This is a genomic window from Pseudomonas sp. FFUP_PS_473 (assembly GCF_002858665.1).
GTDB lineage: Bacteria > Pseudomonadota > Gammaproteobacteria > Pseudomonadales > Pseudomonadaceae > Aquipseudomonas > Aquipseudomonas defluvii.
In genome coordinates, this window is record NZ_PJQQ01000035.1 from 1 (window position 1) to 16,469 (window position 16,469).

Annotated in this window: 16 protein-coding genes; 10 read left to right on the forward strand and 6 right to left on the reverse strand. The window is 61.0% G+C overall.

Annotated features, from left to right (window positions below):
• Window positions 1-155 precede the first annotated feature (155 nt).
• The gene (gene tatA, locus CYD26_RS20180; RefSeq protein WP_102053447.1) at window positions 156-392 is read right to left on the reverse strand and encodes a twin-arginine translocase TatA/TatE family subunit; all 237 of its coding nucleotides are present in this window, start codon (window positions 390-392) and stop codon (window positions 156-158) included.
• 63 nt (window positions 393-455) lie between these two features.
• Window positions 456-1,643 (reverse strand): 4-hydroxybenzoate 3-monooxygenase, encoded by a 1,188-nt coding sequence (gene pobA / locus CYD26_RS20185; protein ID WP_065761944.1) that lies wholly within the window; start codon window positions 1,641-1,643, stop codon window positions 456-458.
• Window positions 1,644-1,845: 202 nt separating this feature from the next.
• Between pobA and CYD26_RS20190 the strand changes: the two genes are divergently transcribed.
• Both CYD26_RS20190 and CYD26_RS20195 read left to right on the forward strand, forming a co-directional pair.
• Complete coding sequence (locus tag CYD26_RS20190) at window positions 1,846-2,736, forward strand: helix-turn-helix domain-containing protein (RefSeq protein WP_065761945.1); 891 nt, start codon at window positions 1,846-1,848, stop codon at window positions 2,734-2,736.
• Window positions 2,737-2,956: 220 nt separating this feature from the next.
• The gene (locus tag CYD26_RS20195; protein WP_102053448.1) at window positions 2,957-3,892 is read left to right on the forward strand and encodes a transporter; all 936 of its coding nucleotides are present in this window, start codon (window positions 2,957-2,959) and stop codon (window positions 3,890-3,892) included.
• Window positions 3,893-3,968: 76 nt separating this feature from the next.
• On the opposite strand, the gene CYD26_RS20200 is transcribed toward CYD26_RS20195, so the two are convergent.
• Window positions 3,969-5,819, reverse strand: a complete 1,851-nt coding sequence (locus CYD26_RS20200; RefSeq protein ID WP_102053449.1) for a sigma-54-dependent Fis family transcriptional regulator — start codon at window positions 5,817-5,819, stop codon at window positions 3,969-3,971.
• 556 nt (window positions 5,820-6,375) lie between these two features.
• On the opposite strand from CYD26_RS20200, the gene pchA reads away from it, so the two are divergent.
• From pchA to CYD26_RS20240, 8 genes are all read left to right on the forward strand, one after another.
• Complete coding sequence (gene pchA, locus CYD26_RS20205; protein WP_102053450.1) at window positions 6,376-7,851, forward strand: 4-hydroxybenzaldehyde dehydrogenase; 1,476 nt, start codon at window positions 6,376-6,378, stop codon at window positions 7,849-7,851.
• A gap of 53 nt (window positions 7,852-7,904) precedes the next feature.
• A complete protein-coding gene (locus CYD26_RS20210) occupies window positions 7,905-8,240 on the forward strand; it encodes a cytochrome c (protein ID WP_065760041.1) in 336 nt (111 codons plus the stop codon).
• A gap of 10 nt (window positions 8,241-8,250) precedes the next feature.
• Window positions 8,251-8,943 carry a hypothetical protein gene (locus CYD26_RS20215; protein ID WP_065760040.1) on the forward strand — a complete coding sequence of 231 codons (693 nt, stop codon included), beginning with the start codon at window positions 8,251-8,253 and terminating at the stop codon, window positions 8,941-8,943.
• Window positions 8,944-8,955: 12 nt separating this feature from the next.
• Window positions 8,956-10,524, forward strand: a complete 1,569-nt coding sequence (locus CYD26_RS20220) for an FAD-binding oxidoreductase (protein WP_065760039.1) — start codon at window positions 8,956-8,958, stop codon at window positions 10,522-10,524.
• A 60-nt stretch (window positions 10,525-10,584) separates the two neighbouring features.
• Entirely contained in the window at window positions 10,585-10,956 is a 372-nt protein-coding gene (locus tag CYD26_RS20225; RefSeq protein ID WP_065760038.1) for a cytochrome c family protein, read from the forward strand.
• 260 nt (window positions 10,957-11,216) lie between these two features.
• Entirely contained in the window at window positions 11,217-11,621 is a 405-nt protein-coding gene (locus CYD26_RS20230) for a hypothetical protein (protein WP_102053451.1), read from the forward strand.
• A gap of 259 nt (window positions 11,622-11,880) precedes the next feature.
• Window positions 11,881-12,915, forward strand: coding sequence for a phosphotransferase (locus CYD26_RS20235; protein ID WP_102053452.1), 1,035 nt, complete (start codon window positions 11,881-11,883; stop codon window positions 12,913-12,915).
• Complete coding sequence (locus CYD26_RS20240; RefSeq protein WP_102053453.1) at window positions 12,909-14,255, forward strand: erythromycin esterase family protein; 1,347 nt, start codon at window positions 12,909-12,911, stop codon at window positions 14,253-14,255. Before CYD26_RS20235 ends, CYD26_RS20240 begins: the two co-directional genes overlap by 7 nt.
• A 50-nt stretch (window positions 14,256-14,305) precedes the next feature.
• On the opposite strand, the gene CYD26_RS20245 is transcribed toward CYD26_RS20240, so the two are convergent.
• The 3 genes from CYD26_RS20245 to CYD26_RS20255 are packed head-to-tail and all read right to left on the reverse strand — an operon-like array spanning window position 14,306 to window position 16,418.
• Entirely contained in the window at window positions 14,306-14,983 is a 678-nt protein-coding gene (locus tag CYD26_RS20245) for a phosphoribosyltransferase (protein ID WP_102053454.1), read from the reverse strand.
• An 11-nt stretch (window positions 14,984-14,994) separates the two neighbouring features.
• Window positions 14,995-15,270: an acyl carrier protein gene (locus tag CYD26_RS20250; RefSeq protein ID WP_102053455.1), complete on the reverse strand. Its 276-nt coding sequence runs from the start codon at window positions 15,268-15,270 to the stop codon at window positions 14,995-14,997.
• A gap of 11 nt (window positions 15,271-15,281) precedes the next feature.
• Complete coding sequence (locus CYD26_RS20255) at window positions 15,282-16,418, reverse strand: dihydrolipoamide acetyltransferase family protein (RefSeq protein WP_102053473.1); 1,137 nt, start codon at window positions 16,416-16,418, stop codon at window positions 15,282-15,284.
• Window positions 16,419-16,469: the final 51 nt, after the last annotated feature.

The following is a 16,469-nucleotide window of genomic DNA, read 5'->3' on the forward strand; positions in this document are numbered from 1 at the left end:
GCATCGCGGGCAAGCCCGGCTCCTACAGGCTGCGCGGGCTCTGTTGGAGCTGGCTTGCCTGCGATGGCGTCGGTGGGATGCCCGCGAGTGCGCGGCGCCTGCATCGCGGGCAAGCCCGGCTCCTACAGCTTGCGATGGTTTCAGCGAGGCGTCAGTCAGTGGTTGCCAGGGTGTTCCTCGCGTGCGGCGTGCTGAGCCTCACGGGCCTCACCTTCAACCCGCGCCGACGCGACTGCCGGCGCCGGTACATCATCCTCGCTGTTCACCGAACGGCGAAAACCTTTGATCGATTCACCCAGGTCAGCACCCAAGTTCTTCAGGCGCTTGCTACCAAACAGCAGCACCGCCACGACCAACACTACCAGCCAGTGTTTCCAGTCAAACACACCCATGATTCAGTCTCCGTTTGCACAGTGCAACGCCCGCACCCAGGTTGCGGGCGCCCAACACGCTGATTACTCGACGTCTTCGTAAGGCAGGCCGACGTAGTTTTCGGCGATATTGACCAGGCCGGCATGGGAGTTGAGGAAGTACTCACGGTCGGCTTGCTGCATCTTCTGGTCCCAGGCGTCTTTGTGGTCGCCGAAATCATGCAACAGGTTGGTCATGAACCAGCTGAAACGTTCGCCTTTCCAGATACGGCGCAGCGCCAGCTCCGAATACTTCTCCAGCAGGTCGGTGCGGCCTTCCTTGTAGACCTTGACCAGGATGCGGTACAGGTAGCACACGTCGGAGGCGGCCAGGTTCAGGCCTTTTGCGCCGGTCGGTGGCACGATGTGAGCCGCGTCGCCCACCAGGAACAACTTGCCATACTGCATCGGCTCAACCACGTAGCTGCGCAACGGGGCGATGCTCTTCTCCAGCGATGGACCGGTCACCAGCTTGTCGGCCACTTCCTGCGGCAGACGTGCCTTGAGCTCATCCCAGAAGCGTTCATCGGACCACGCTTCGACCTTGTCGGTCAGCGGTACTTGCAGGTAGTAACGGCTGCGGGTCAGCGAGCGCTGGCTGCACAGGACGAAACCACGGTCATGGTGGGCATAGATCAGTTCATGGTTGACCGGTGGGGTGTCTGACAGCAGGCCCAGCCAGCCGAATGGATACACGCGCTCGTAATGGGTGAGGATCTCGTCCGGGATGCTCTTGCGGGCAACACCGTGGAAGCCGTCGCAACCGGCGATGTAGTCACAATCGATGCGGTAGGTTTCGCCGCCTTTTTCAAAGGTGACGTAAGGATTTTCGCCCTTCATCTCGTGCGGCTGCACATTCTCGGCCGAGTAGATGATCGGCGCACCGCTGGCAGTGCGAGCGTCCATCAGGTCACGGGTGACTTCCGTCTGGCCATAGACCATCACGGTCTTGCCACCGGTCAGCGCTTTGAGGTCAACGCGAATGCGCTTACCGGCAACCAGCAACTCGACGCCGTCGTGAACCAGGCCCTCGGCGTCCATACGCTCGGAAACACCGGCTTCACGGAGCATGTCCACCGTGCCTTGCTCCAGTACACCGGCACGAATGCGACTGAGCACATAGTCCGGTGTCTGACGTTCAAGAATGATGTTGTCGATGCCAGCCTTGTGCAGCAGTTGACCCAGCAGAAGTCCAGAAGGACCGGCACCGATAATCGCAACCTGAGTTTTCATTACTGTGATCTCACATGGGCACTCCAGCCGGTTTCGGGCAACGACTGGAGGTTATTGTTTTATTTGGCCCCTGCATTTTTACTTACAAAAACCGGAAAAAAAGGTGATATTTCGCCCATGAATTGCACTTTTGAAAATACGGTTCGATTATCGAACGAACCAATCCACCCCTCTACCCTCACCCGCCAGGTCGCTTCGCACGATGAAAACCAGCCTTCCCAGCATCCCCGTATTCAAGCTGTACGGTGAAAACCAGGCATGGCCAACCCCGGACCTGCTGCACTGCGAGTCGATCCCCAAACGCAGTAGCCTGCACCATTGGGAGATCAAGCCACACCGTCACGCCGACCTGTTCCAGTTGCTCTACGTACAACGTGGTCAAGCGATGGTCGAGGTCGAGGGACGGCGTACAAAGGTGTTGGAAGCGTCGATCCAGGTCACGCCGCCGCTGACCGTGCATGGCTTTCAGTTTTCAGAAAATATCGAGGGCTACGTACTCACCCTCGGCGCGCCATTGGTCGCGCAGTTGGAGGCACAATTGGGCGCGCCACTGACTGTCCTGGCATCGTCCGGCTGCTACCCGGTCGGGCGTGATCGCCGTACCCTCAATACCCTGTTCACAGCCCTGCATCAGGAGTATGAAGGCAGCGCGCCAGCACGCGACCTGCTGCTGCACTCACTGGTCAATGTGCTGATGGTCTGGATCAGCCGCCAAGGCCTGCAGAACAGGCAACCAAGTAGCCGTGGAGAACGCAACCAACAATTGCTCAGCAGCTTTATCAAGCTGGTGGAACAGCATTACCGGGAGCATCTCTCAGTGGAGCACTTCGCCCACCGTGTCGGCCTTTCCAGCGTGCACCTCAATACCCTGTGCCGAGAACTGGCCGGGCAGACAGCGCTGCAGATCATTCACCAACGCCTGCTACTGGAAGCCAAGCGCAGCCTGATCTACACCACCATGAGCATCAGCCAGTTGTCCGACAGCCTGGGCTTCAGCGACCCGACCTACTTCTCACGCTTCTTCCGCCGCCTCAGTGGCCAGACCCCTAACGCATTCCGCCAAGCGGCCGGGCACCACGAAAGCGGCGCCTGAACACCCGCGAGTTTTTCGCAGTCAGCCGAATTTTCTTAATAAATACCGCCACTTTCAGGCATGCAAGGCGCAGAAACGTTAGGCCTTAAAAACATAACTTATTGATTTTAAAGGCTAAAAAATAAAATTAAAAACTGGCACGGTAGTTGAGAGGCGTCCCCCTTGCGCAGCGGCATAAAACCCTCTGCGCATGACTCATAACAATAAGGCTGACCCTCTCATGCATCAGAAATTCACCCTCGCCACACCCCTTGCGCTCACTGCTGCCCTTCTGCTGGCCAGCACGGCTTCACAGGTTCAGGCCACTGAAGGCGGTATCTCATCCTGGCCGATGGGCATCGAAAACTACGGCATGGGTATCCTGCCGCCGCCTGGCACGTACGGTCAGGTGTTCGTCGGCAACTACCTGGCCGACACCCTGCGCGACAACGCCGGCGACAAAGCGGCTGACATCGACCTGCGCGTGACCACCATCGTTCCACGTTTTGTCTGGGTTACCGAGCAGAAGGTCCTGGGTGGCAACCTCGGCTTTCATGCGTTGCTGCCACTGAACGACATCCGCCTGAACGTCAAGAATGGTCCGCACGACCACAAGCGCGGCATCGGTGACGCGCACCTCGGCCCGGTGATCGGCTTCCACCACAGTGACAAGTTCCACACTGCCGTGGGCGTCGACTTCGTGCTGCCTACCGGTAGCGAGTACGACAAGAACGACCTGGTCAACCTGGGCAACAACTACTACACCGTACAGGCGGTGTATGCCATGACCTACATGGACCCCAACGGCTTCAATGCCGACGTGCGGCTGATGCACGACTACAACTTCGAGAACAAGGACACCCACTACCAGTCTGGCCGTGAACTGCATGCGGACTACACCCTCGGCTGGGGCCTGGGTAACGGCTGGGTACTCGGTGTCGGCGGCCACGCCTATCAGCAGATCAGCGATGACAAATGCAGCGCCTCGAACTGCGCCGCCGCAGCCCTGGTTGACGCCAACGACGGCAACCGTGGCCGCTCCTTCTCCATTGGCCCTGCAGTGCAGTACACCAGCAAGAGCGGCTGGTCGCTGAGTGCCAAGTGGCAGGACGAATCGAGCGTGCGCAACCGCGCCGAAGGCCAGACATACTGGCTGAAGTTCACCACCGCGCTGTGAGCCGCCCCCGCAGGCCGTAATGAAAACGCCCCGAACCGTACAGGTTGCGGGGCGTTTTTAATCGCATTACAGGCCTTCAACCACCCTTGAGGCGGTAACTGACCTGAGCTCGGCTCATGCCGAGCATCTGTGCGGCCGCAGTCACATTGCCACCGGAGCGTTCCAGCGCCAGGCGCACCAGGCGCAGTTCGATCTCTTCCAGCGAGGTGCTCAAGACCCGTTGGCGTCCCGAGACGAAGTCCTGCAGGCTCGCCAACGCCGGCTCCTCGGCCGCACCATCGGCCACAGGCTCAACGGCAGGCTCCGATGCGGGCGGTACAGCCTCCTCAGCGGCTCGCGCCGCCGACAGACGCCCCTCGGCAGTCAGGCCTATCGCCGTCGCCATCAGCGGCGCCCCGGCTTCGGTCAGGTGCACAACGTCCATCACCTCGCCGTCACCAGCAGCAATCACACCGCGTTCGATGAGGTTCTGCAGCTCGCGGATATTGCCCGGGAAACGATAGGTCAGCAGTGCATTGACCAGGCGCGTGCTGAAACCGGCCAACTGACGACCATGACGCTGGCTGAAGATACGCAGGAAGTAGCTCATCAACAGCGGAATATCTTCGCGACGTTCACGCAGCGGCGGCAAGTGAATCGGGAAGACGTTCAGTCGATAGAACAGGTCTTCACGGAAACGTCCGGCTTCGACTTCACGGCGCAAGTCCAGGTTGGTGGCGGCGATCACCCGTACGTCTACCGCAATCGGCGCCGTACCCCCTACCCGCTCGATCTCGCCTTCCTGCAAGGCACGCAGAATCTTGCTCTGCGCACTGAGGCTGAGCGTGGCAATTTCATCAAGGAACAAGGTACCGCCATCAGCCCGCTCGAAACGCCCGGGCCGCGAACGGTCAGCCCCGGTGAAGGCCCCGCGCTCGACACCAAACAGCTCGGCCTCCACCAGATTCTCTGGCAGGGTTGCGCAGTTCAAGGCCACCAGTTGCGTGTGGTGCCGCGAACTGGCCTGATGCAGGGTACGTGCAAACAACTCCTTGCCCACGCCAGACTCGCCGGTCAGCAGGACCGTGGCCTGGGTCGGTGCTACGCGTTGCAACAGCTGACTGGCCGCGACAAAGGCAGCGGAAATCCCCACCAGCTGTTTACCCTCAGGCGGTACGTCGAGCTCGGCAAGGGTCGTCTCGGTACCTGAGCTGTAGGCACTGCGGCTCAGGAAGTCACCCGCGTCCAGATACGCCAGGTCGACGTCGATATCCTCCCACTGCTCGGCCGGCTTGCCGACGATGCGGCAGGCCTGGTGGCCCATGGCGCGGCACTCCTCCTCGCGAAATACCACCAGACGCCCGAGCAGCGACGAGGCATAGCCGCTGGCATAGCCGATCTCCATCCAACAGGCCGGTTCGCCACCCAAGCCGTAGACCGCAATGTGTTCGTCGTCCTCCAGGGAGTTGTGCCAGAGGAATTCGGAGTAGAAGTGCCCGGCGCTGGAATCGATCTCGAAACGCACGACCTCGACATTGACCATGCCCTCAAGCATATGCAGGCGCGGCCCGGCGCTGTAGAGGCTGGCGTGATCACCCTCGGGCCATTGCTCGCTGACCTGCGCAGCATCGCGTGCACCGGCTTGCCAACCGATACGCGTGAGCAAGCCACGCGCCTTGTCAAACCCCAACGCGTCAATCAGTTCACGGCGAATAGCCCCGAACGCCGAGCCCTGCAGCAGCATCATGCGCTGGCCGCACAGCCATATGCTGCCATCCTGTGGGGCGAATGCCACGGTTTCAGCCAGTTGTTCAGCGGAAGGCAAGCCACTGGCGCCGAACTGGCTGGCCCGATCAACGATCAGGCGCTTCTGTCGACCGAGTAACTGCTTGAGAAAATCCTCATCCGCAGGACGGCCGGTCTTGCTGGTTGTTGTTGTACGAGTCATAGGCAATCAACAGAAGGCAGATAAGTAGCCTTTCAGTATGCCCAGCCCCCCCGCCGGGTCAATCGGCAGGCAGACGACTAGCCCCCCCTTCAGGCACTTTCGTCCGATAACCGCACAATTTCTCTTCATTCAGCGCACTGCCGAGCTTTCGACAGCTTGCGACTTCTCTGCATAAATTTCCGCACCTGCCGCTTCAAACCCTCCTGCCCGCGACATCCTGCCGCGCCTGAAAATTCTCGCAAGATACTGTTTTAAAAGGGAAAAATTAATTTCAAGCCGCGTGGCACGATAATTGTTAGTCACAGGTCACGTGCACATCGATAAAAAAAATACAGGTGACCCAGACATGACCACTGCCCACTTCGCGCTTGACACCCGCTGCACCTTGCCGGTGCGGCTAGTCTCCTTGTGCAACCTCCCGGACAGTGCCCTCGGTGCCCTCCATCAGCTGCAAGGCTGAACCGTAACCCTGCGTACCACGACCAGCCGGAAGCCTTCGGCCAGCGGCGCTCAAGCCGCTGATGGATGACCTTTCGGTTCTATAAGAGAGAACATCATGACCGCTACTCGCCCTGCCTATCAGAACCTTGACTTGCAGCCGCTCGCCGGAGAATGGCGTGCCGGCAGCGCCGGTCGCTCGCTGGAAGTGTTCGACCCCTACACCCAACAGCGTTTGCTGGACATTCCCCTGGCCAATCGCGAAGACCTGGACGCGGCCTACCGCAAGGCACGCGAAACCCAGGCCGAGTGGGCAAGCAAAGGGCCCGCCGCGCGCGCCCAGGTGCTGCTTAATGCGGTGAAGATTTTCGACGAGCGTCGCGAAGAAATCATCGACTGGATCATCCGGGAGTCCGGCAGTACCCGCATCAAGGCCCAGATCGAGTGGGGCGCCGCCCGTGCCATCACCCTGGAGTCGGCCAGCCTGCCGAGCCGCGTACACGGGCGCATCATTGCATCGAACATCCCGGGCAAGGAAAGCCGCGTTTACCGCATGCCACTGGGCGTGATCGGTGTCATCAGCCCGTGGAACTTCCCCCTGCACCTGACCGCCCGCTCACTGGCACCCGCCCTGGCCCTGGGCAACGCCGTGGTGGTCAAGCCGGCCAGCGATACCCCGGTCACCGGCGGCCTGCTGCTGGCGCGTATTTTCGAAGAAGCCGGCCTGCCAGCTGGCGTACTCAGCGTGGTCGTGGGCTCCGGCGCGGAAATCGGCGATGCCTTTGTCGAGCACCCGGTACCGGCGTTCATCTCGTTCACTGGCTCCACTCAGGTTGGGCGCAACATCGGCCGCATTGCCAGCGGCGGCGAACACCTCAAGCACGTTGCCCTCGAGCTGGGCGGCAATAGCCCGTTCGTGGTCCTGGCCGACGCTGATGTCGAGCAGGCCGTCAATGCCGCCGTGGTGGGCAAGTTCCTGCACCAGGGGCAGATCTGCATGGCGATCAACCGCATCATCGTCGAACAGCCACTGCTGGAAGCCTTCACCCGCCGCTTCGTCGAGCGCGTCAAAGCCCTGCCCTACGGCGACCCGAGCAAGGCTGAGACCGTGGTCGGCCCGGTGATCAACGCCAAGCAACTGGCCGGCCTGCAGGAGAAGATCAACACGGCAATCGCCGAGGGCGCCACGCTGCTGGTCGGCGCGCAAGCCCAGGGCAATGTAATGCCACCGCATGTGTTCGGCGACGTGACCGCCGACATGGAGATCGCCCGGGAAGAAATCTTTGGCCCACTGGTCGGCATTCAGTCTGCCCGTGATGCCGAGCATGCCCTGGAGCTGGCCAACCGCAGCGAGTACGGCCTGTCCAGCGCGGTGTTCACCTCCAGCCTGGAGCGCGGCGTGCAGTTCGCCCAGCGTATTCATGCCGGCATGACCCACGTCAACGACATCCCGGTCAATGACGAACCCAACGCACCGTTCGGTGGTGAGAAGAATTCCGGCCTTGGCCGCTTCAATGGCGACTGGGCCATTGAAGAGTTCACCACTGATCACTGGATCACCCTGCAACACGCCCCTCGTCCGTATCCATTCTGATCCGGCCCAAGGCTCCCATGAACCAACCTACCAATAAAAAAATGGAGTACGAAATGTCATCACTCCTCAACAGCTCAGCTGTGAAACGGACTTTCGCTGCTTGCTTCGCCCTGCCTTTTGTCGTGCTTGCCGGTAATGCCGCCGCCGATGGTGATGGCGTCTGGAAAGGCGGAGAAAACGTCTACGCCAAGGTTTGCGGCCACTGCCATGAAAACAAGGTCGGCCCGGTGATCAAGGGTCGCCAACTGCCACCGGCGTACATCACCGCCGTGGTGCGCAACGGCTTCCGCGCCATGCCGGCCTTCCCAGCTTCGTTCATCGACGACAACTCGCTGCAACAGGTCGCCGACTACATTTCCAAAGCGTCTGCGCCAGCGGCCAAACCTTAAGGAGCGCGTCATGAACGTCGAACGTCGTTTCCTGCTCAAGGGTATGGCCCTGGGCGGCCTGGCCGGTGTTGCCATGGGCAGTTCCAGCCTGGCCATGGCCAACACCATGCTCGGCGGCCAGGCCCGGCCGGCGCTGCCAACCCTGGCCTTGGTCAGTGGCAATGTCGCTGAGTCGGCCTTCCTCCAGGGGATCAACGCCAGCCCAGCCGCCAGGCAGGTCAGTGTGCAGCGCACCGACCTCAGCCTGGACTTCATCCTCGGCCTGGAAAAGCGCCTGCGCAGTGGCCAGCCGCAACGCATCATTGGCCTGGTCGACGATGCCAGCGCCGCGCTGATCGTAGACCTGGCACGCAGCACAGGTGCCCGGGTGCAATGGCTGGGCCAGCACAACGCAACGGCCACCGCCTCGCAGCACCGCCTGCTCAGCGCCCAAGCGGCCAGCGGCTGCGCCCCGCAGCTGGGCCTGCAGTTGAACGCCTGTGGCACCGGGTTCAGCCTCAGCGAGCAGCGCCTGCATGGCAACAAAGCCCCCCTGCAGATGGGCGCCGCCAGCCGTAACCGCGCCGGTTCCGAGCAATGGGCCGCCACGCTCGGCTATGCCCTGGCAGTAATGGGCAGCGCCGACAGCGGACAGGCACCTCTGGTGGCCAGCCGCCCATCGCCGTTGACCGGCAATTTCGTTTCGTTCTCGATCGAAGCTTGAAGGAGCTAACAGATGACTGAGCAAACCAACAACACCCTGCTCCCGCGCGGCGTCGATGCTGCCAACTTCCAACAAGCCATCGCCAAGTTCCGTAAGCTGCTGGGCGAGGACAATGTTCTGGTCAAGGACGATCAACTGATCCCCTACACCAAGATCATGATGGCCGTGGACAACGCCGAACACACGCCATCCGCCGCCGTCACCGCCACCACCGTCGAGCAGGTGCAAGGCGTGGTAAAGATCTGCAACGAACACAAGATTCCGGTATGGACCATCTCCACCGGCCGTAACTTCGGCTACGGTTCGGCGGCGCCAGGCCAACGCGGCCAGGTGATCCTCGACCTGAAGAAGATGAACAAGATCCTGCATGTCGACCCAGAGCTGTGTACGGCACTGGTCGAACCGGGTGTGACCTACCAGCAGTTGTACGACTACCTGCAGGAAAACAACCTGCCGCTCATGCTGTCGTTCTCCGCGCCGTCGGCCATCGCCGGCCCGCTGGGCAATACCATGGACCGTGGCGTGGGCTACACCCCCTACGGTGAGCACTTCCTGATGCAATGCGGCATGGAAGTGGTACTGGCCAATGGTGACGTCTACCGTACCGGCATGGGCGGCGTTAAGGGCGACAAGGCCTGGCAGGTGTTCAAATGGGGCTACGGCCCAACCCTGGACGGCATGTTCACCCAGGCCAACTATGGTATCTGCACCAAGATGGGTTTCTGGCTGATGCCAAAACCACCGGTGTTCAAGCCGTTCGAGATCAAGTTCGAGAACGAGTCGGACATCGCTGAGATCGTCGAATTCATCCGCCCCCTGCGTATTGCCCAGGTCATCCCGAACTCGGTGGTCATCGCCGGCGTACTCTGGGAAGCCTCCACCTGCAACACCCGCCGTGCCGACTACACCACTGAGCCGGGTGCGACCTCCGACGCGATCCTCAAGCAGATCCAGAAAGACAAGAACCTCGGTGCCTGGAACGTGTACGCCGCGCTCTACGGCACTCAGGAACAGGTCGATGTGAACTGGAAGATCGTCACCGGCGCCCTGAAACAGCTGGGCAAAGGCCGCATCGTCACCCAGGAAGAAGCCGGTGACACCCAGCCGTTCAAGTACCGCGCGCAATTGATGTCGGGTGTGCCAAACCTGCAGGAATTCGGCCTGTACAACTGGCGTGGCGGCGGTGGTTCGATGTGGTTCGCCCCGGTGAGCCAGGCCCGTGGCAGCGAGTGCAACAAGCAGCAGGCGCTGGCCAAGAAGATCCTCAACAAGCATGGCCTGGACTATGTCGGCGAGTTCATCGTCGGCTGGCGCGACATGCACCACGTCATCGACGTGTTGTACGACCGCACCAACCCGGAAGAGACCAAGCGCGCCAACGCCTGCTTCGCCGAACTGCTGGATGTGTTCGAGAGCGAAGGCTACGCCGTGTACCGCGTCAACACCGCCTTCCAGGAGCGTGTGGCGCAGAGCTACGGCCCGGTGAAGCGCAAGGTTGAGCATGCACTCAAGCGTGCCCTGGACCCGAACAACATTCTGGCGCCAGGCAAGTCGGGCATCGACCTCGCCAACCCGTTCTGATTGCTCTTGATGCCCCGCCGGCACCTCTCGGCGGGGCGGTTTTTACCGCTAGGAAATACCATGAACTACGCGCAACTATTCGCTGCCAGTGCCTTGCTGCTGGCTGCCCCTCTGGCCCTGGCTCAGGGCGACGCCGCCCAGGGCAAAACCCTGTTCACCGCCCAGTGCGGCTTCTGTCACAGCCCCGAAGCGGGCAAGAATCTCATGGGCCCAAGCCTGCATGGCGTGTTCGGCCGTGCCAGCGCCCAAGCACCCGCCTTCAGCTACTCTGCCGCACTGCAAGGCGCCAAGCTGCAGTGGAATGAAGCCAACCTGGACAAATGGCTGAGCAGCCCTGCCACCCTGCTGCCGGGCAACATGATGATGTTCCCCGGCCAGGCAGACGCGCAGAGCCGCCAACACCTGATCGCTTACCTGAAAACCTTGAAGTAAGCGCCTTCAGGGCCACCAGGGTGACCATCAGCGCAGCGTTTCCGTAGGTTCTGCCGTCGGTAGGACCATCGCGCATCTGGTCACCCTGTTGCCGCCCACACCTTAAGTCGTACCCCCTGCCTCTTTGGTACTGGAAAGCCCCCGTGTGCTTGACAGCCCGACAGGCCGATCGCAATTCTTGCCGCGCAGAACAGGCCCTCCATAACAACAACAGCGATTGAGTGGCGCTTCACTGCGCCATCGGAACAAGGAGTTCGTCGATGCTTGGCTACTATGCGCAATACAGCAAGGAATACATCGCCACCCTGATGATCGTGACCACGCTTTTCTTCGCGCTGCCGATCTTCATTGCGCCTATTGCCTGGGCCAAAGCCATGCGCTGGACGATCCCGGACCATCAGCACCTGGCCATTTACTTCGGACGCTGCCTTGGCGCATTCATTCTGGTCATTGAAGCCGCCATGCTGCGTTCGGTCATGACCGGCACTAGTTACAGCTACGCCTTCGACCTACTGTTCATGGTCTTCGGCCTGATGTTCGCCGTGCATGTCTATGGCGCACTGAAGCGTATCCAACCGATCACCGAAACCCTGGAAATCGGCTTCTGGGTAATGCTCTTCGTCCTTAATATCCTGTTCTACCCCGCCACCACCCTCACCCCCTGAAGGCCCTGCGCGAGTGCGGCAGCTGCAGCGCACGCTCTGACAGTACGACCTTTTGCCCATGGTGGTGTCAGCAGCGCAAGCGCACACTGCCTTCAGCTGATGGATCAGCGACCCGTCGCAGAAAGCCCGCCTTACGCGGGCTTTTTGTCGTCTGGTGTCCTGTAGACGGCACCGAGTCCACCTTTCTGACAAATGTCAAAAGGCCCGGACCTGTCTTGGATAGAGTAGTTGCAACGGCTACCTACCCATCGAGACGACCATGAGCAACTCGCAGGACGAGGTCATCGCCTTTCTCTCATGCCCCGGCAACTACCCAGGGCCTGAGCAGCCGGTCATCTGCATAGAGAGCCACGGTTCCAGAGTGTTTCTCCACGCGGATCGAGCCTACAAGCTCAAGCTCGCAGTGGCTTATGCTGCGCTGGATTTCCTGACCCTGGAACGCCGCGAGCAGGCCTGCCGGGCTGAGTTGCGACTCAACAGCCGGACAGCCCCAGACCTGTATTTGCGCCTATGCCCGATCACACGCCAATCAGATGGCCAGCTGGCATTCGACGGTGACGGCCAGGTCGTGGACTGGCTGGTGGTCATGCGGCGCTTTCCTCAGGAAGCGCTGTTCGACCGCATGGCCGTTGAGGGTCGACTGAGTGAGCCGCTGATCACTGAACTGGGAGCGGAGATTGCACGGTTTCATGCCAGCGCCGAGGTTACCCCGGCCTTCGGTCGCGTGGATGACCTGGCCTGGGAGGTTGAAAAGAACCATCGGGAAATGTGCCGCTATCCGCAGCTCTTGGCGATGGACGCGGTCAACGCCCTCTACAGTGCCAGCCGTTCGACACTCGACGGCTTGACCCAATGCCTGGAACAGCGCCGACGCGAGGGACGGGTGCGGCGTTGTCATGGCGACCTGCGCTTGGCCAACATCTGTTTGTACAACGGGCATCCGACGTTATTCGACGGTATTGAGTTCAGCGAGCGAATCGCCTGTATCGACAGGCTCTACGACGTGGCATTCGTGTTAATGGACCTGGACCATCATGGTCTGCACCCTCTGGCGGTGTGCCTGTTGAACAGCTATCTGCAACACGGTGACATGAACGAAGACTGCCGCCCCTTGGCATTCTTTCTTTCATTAAGGGCCGCGACTCGCAGTTTTTCCCTCGCCAACGGCTCAGTGCGCCAGCAGGACTGTGCCTTGCAGCAACTGAAAGCCGATAAAGCCCGGCAATTGCTGCGTCAGGCACAGGGCTACCTGAATGACGAAAGCCCACGTCCGGGAGTACCCACAGCATGTTGAAGAAACCCTATGCCTACCGCGCCAACAGCGCCCAGGCCGCTATTACGCCGTTGCTACGCCATTACGCTGAACCGTTGCCAGCGCTGGAGACAGAAGCCTTCGGCGCGCTGTTTGACCGCTACGCCGATGCGCGGGTGGTCATGATCGGCGAAGCCAGTCATGGCACCTCGGACTTCTATCGGGCCCGTGCGGCGATTACTCAACGGCTGATAACCCAGCACGGCTTCAACATCATTGCCGTCGAAGCAGACTGGCCAGATGCCAGCCACGTTGACCGCTATGTGCGCGGGCTGGCACCAACGGCCTGGAAGCGCCATATCTTCAGCCGCTTTCCTACCTGGATGTGGCGCAATACCGAGGTGAAAACCTTTGCCCACTGGCTACACCAGTACAACCACTCGATGGCCCCGGAGCGGCGTGTCGAGTTCCGTGGGCTGGATGTCTACAGCTTGCGCAACTCCATTCGGGAGGTGCTGCACTATCTGGAGGGTGTCGACCCGCTGCTGGCCCATGAAGCGCGGCAACGCTACGGCTGTCTGACCCCTTGGCAGGATGATCCGACCCTGTATGGTCACTTTGTCGAACGTGCAGGTGTAATGCCCTGTGAGCAAGCGGTGGTCGAGCAACTGAACGTCATGTTGGCCAAGCAGTTGGCCGGGCTGGTAAAGGACGATGAAGCCTTTTTCGATGCCCGGCAGAATGCACAAGTCATCCGGGCGGCGGAACAGTACTACCGCGCCATCTATCGTGGTTCGAGCGCCTCCTGGAACCTGCGCGACCGGCATATGTTCGACACCTTGCAGGCGCTGCTCGAACATCGGGGTGCTGAAGCCAAAGCCGTGGTGTGGGCGCACAACTCCCATATCGGCAATGCAAGTGCCACGGAGATGGGCTGGATGGGACAATTCAACATTGGCCAACTGTGCCGCAGCGCCTATGGTCGGGACGTGGTGCTGATCGGCATGAGCACCGATCAGGGTCAGGTAGCGGCGGCCGATGATTGGGATGGCGACATGCACATCAAGGATGTGCGCCCCTCACGTGCCGATAGCTGGGAACAGCAATTTCTCAAGGCCGGCGTGGCCCGCTCATTGACCGACTGGCGTGATCCGCAACGAGAGGATCTGCGCGACGCGCTGTCCATGTCGCTGCTGGAACGGGCCATAGGTGTCATCTACCGCCCGCAGAGTGAACGCGAAAGCCACTATTTTCAGGCGGTACTGGCCGACCAGTTCGACGCAATGGTGTGGTTTGAAAAGACGCTTCCGGTCACAGCGTTGCCACTGCCGAAGTCCCAGAAGCTGGAACCGGAAGACGAGACCTATCCGTTTGGCGTGTAGGGGTCACGCAGCCGCTTCAACAGCGGCTTGCTCCCATAAAACGGTGCCATTCACACGCCAGATTCACGCTGCCAGGCACGCTGCAGCAGGTCGATGACCTCGTCGTCCGATGTCTGGGAAAAGTCCAGGTACCATTGCCCGATCGACACTAGCCACTCAGGCGTGAGCGGGCACACCAGCTCGGTCACTTCACTGCGCAAGGCCTCGGCAGAGTCCAGTGCCGCCACAGGCACTGCAACGACAATGTGCGCCGGGTTGTGTCGCCGTACGGCATGTACCGCAGCCATCATTGTGGCCCCGGTGGCCAGCCCGTCATCGACCAGAATCACCACCTGATCCTTGAGGTTCAAGGGCTGTCGCCCTGCCCGGTAGGCGTGCTCGCGGCGTGATAACTCACGGGTTTCCCGTTCGACCACAGCGTCGAGGGTAACCTGATCGATGTGATTGGCTCGCAACACGTCCTCATTGACGATTTGTATACCGCCACTGGCAATGGCGCCCATGGCGTATTCCTCATGGGAGGGCACGCCCAGCTTGCGGACCAGCATCACGTCCAGGCGAACCTCAAGAGCGCTGGCGATTTCGTAGGCAACCGGAACACCACCGCGTGGCAGGCCGAGAACAATGACATCATCCCGTTGTGCGAATTGCAGCAGCGGCTCCACCAGGCTTTGGCCGGCAGCCGCTCTGTCACGCAAGGTCATTTGCAACGAAGGACCAGGGTTCATCTGACACCATCCTAAGGGCTTATCAAGGACGGATCCGCGCTCGTCGTGCCCTTTTGCAACAAATAGTCGACGAGCGTATCCAGGGTTTGTACCTGCTGGTAATCGGCTTCGGGAATGGCGATGCCGACGCGCTTGTTCAAGGCTTCGATAAAGCGAAGCCAGTCCATGGAGTCCAGATCAACCTCTTCGCGCAGTGACCGGTCGCTGCGCAGGTGCTCGACCTCCAGCTCTGGCGCGATGCCTTTCAAGGCGTTCAGAACCTCACTGCTGATCAATTGTCGATCCATGTGTGCATGCCTCAAAGGTTCTCGGGTTGTTGTAGCAAATGACCAAGCTCAACGAGAAACCGCGCGCCATAGTGGCCGTCGCTGGCCCGATGATCGGCAGACAGGCTGCTGACGGCGGTGGGCATCACGCAGAGTTGCCCCTCACGCACCCAGGGCCGCTCACTGATCCGCCCGAAGCCGACCAGCGCCACCTGGGGCGGGTAGATCACGCCAATGACGGTGTCCACCCCCTGATCGCCAAGCAGCGTCACCGTCAGGCCCGCACCGCTGAGCTCGGAGCTGCGCAAGGAGCCACTGCGCGTACGCTCCACCAGGCTGGCCAGTTCACTCATCAACTGGGGCAATGACTTGTCAGCGACATCATGCAAGACCGGCGCAAGCAGGCCGCCCTGGCGCAGCGAGATCGCCACCCCAAGATCACTGCCGGTTGCAGGCTCGAAGGTATTTGTGTCGCGCCAGAAGCCATTGAGCCGGGGGTACGTGCGCAGTGCCAGGGCCACGGCTTTTAACAGCAGTACGCTGGGCAACAAGCGCTCCTGCAACGGACAGTGCGCATTGTGTGCCTGCAGCCAGGTCATGGCGTGGCCCAGCTCAAGGGTCTCGCACAGGTAGTAGTGCGGAATCTCTCGCTTGGAACGGCTCATGGCCATGGCGATGGTTTGACGCATGGCCTGGTTCCGGTCCGGTGGCGTTGCAGCACGAGCGGCCGCTTCGACATCGTCCAGCGTGATCACACCGTGTGGTCCGCTACCGCCAAGCAGCGTGACATCCAGGCCCAGCTCGGCCGCGCGCTTGCGGGCCACCGGGGAAATCCGTGGTCGGCCGGCGACGGCTTTGGGCGTTTCAACCCGTCCATGGCCGCTGCCGGTGGCGGTGGCGGTGGCGGTGAGTGGCGCGCTTTGTGCCTGTTCACCTGGCGCCAGCAACAGCGCGATCGGTGTGCCGACCGGTACCTTGGTGCCAACCTCAATCAACAATTGCGCGACCGTAGCGTCATGCCAACACTCAACCTCTACGGCGGCCTTGGCCGTGTCGACAACAGCAATCACCTGACCTCGCTTGACCACTTCACCCGGCTGGACCTTCCACTCCAACAAGGTGCCTTCATCCATGTCGGCACCGAGTGACGGCAGATTGAACTCGATCATGGTGTGCGCCCCCAGTTCTGCCTGCGCGCGCGACACGTTGCGCTATGCATG

Bases quoted from the DNA above. Each gene is read 5' to 3' on its own strand.
- CYD26_RS20245 (WP_102053454.1), bottom strand. From the start codon at position 14,983: ATGAACCCTGGTCCTTCGTTGCAAATGACCTTGCGTGACAGAGCGGCT.
- CYD26_RS20215 (WP_065760040.1), top strand. From the start codon at position 8,251: ATGAACGTCGAACGTCGTTTCCTGCTCAAGGGTATGGCCCTGGGCGGC.
- CYD26_RS20220 (WP_065760039.1), top strand. From the start codon at position 8,956: ATGACTGAGCAAACCAACAACACCCTGCTCCCGCGCGGCGTCGATGCT.
- CYD26_RS20250 (WP_102053455.1), bottom strand. From the start codon at position 15,270: ATGGATCGACAATTGATCAGCAGTGAGGTTCTGAACGCCTTGAAAGGC.
- CYD26_RS20255 (WP_102053473.1), bottom strand. From the start codon at position 16,418: ATGATCGAGTTCAATCTGCCGTCACTCGGTGCCGACATGGATGAAGGC.
- CYD26_RS20235 (WP_102053452.1), top strand. From the start codon at position 11,881: ATGAGCAACTCGCAGGACGAGGTCATCGCCTTTCTCTCATGCCCCGGC.
- CYD26_RS20210 (WP_065760041.1), top strand. From the start codon at position 7,905: ATGTCATCACTCCTCAACAGCTCAGCTGTGAAACGGACTTTCGCTGCT.
- CYD26_RS20200 (WP_102053449.1), bottom strand. From the start codon at position 5,819: ATGACTCGTACAACAACAACCAGCAAGACCGGCCGTCCTGCGGATGAG.
- pobA (WP_065761944.1), bottom strand. From the start codon at position 1,643: ATGAAAACTCAGGTTGCGATTATCGGTGCCGGTCCTTCTGGACTTCTG.
- pchA (WP_102053450.1), top strand. From the start codon at position 6,376: ATGACCGCTACTCGCCCTGCCTATCAGAACCTTGACTTGCAGCCGCTC.
- CYD26_RS20225 (WP_065760038.1), top strand. From the start codon at position 10,585: ATGAACTACGCGCAACTATTCGCTGCCAGTGCCTTGCTGCTGGCTGCC.
- CYD26_RS20190 (WP_065761945.1), top strand. From the start codon at position 1,846: ATGAAAACCAGCCTTCCCAGCATCCCCGTATTCAAGCTGTACGGTGAA.
- CYD26_RS20195 (WP_102053448.1), top strand. From the start codon at position 2,957: ATGCATCAGAAATTCACCCTCGCCACACCCCTTGCGCTCACTGCTGCC.
- tatA (WP_102053447.1), bottom strand. From the start codon at position 392: ATGGGTGTGTTTGACTGGAAACACTGGCTGGTAGTGTTGGTCGTGGCG.
- CYD26_RS20240 (WP_102053453.1), top strand. From the start codon at position 12,909: ATGTTGAAGAAACCCTATGCCTACCGCGCCAACAGCGCCCAGGCCGCT.
- CYD26_RS20230 (WP_102053451.1), top strand. From the start codon at position 11,217: ATGCTTGGCTACTATGCGCAATACAGCAAGGAATACATCGCCACCCTG.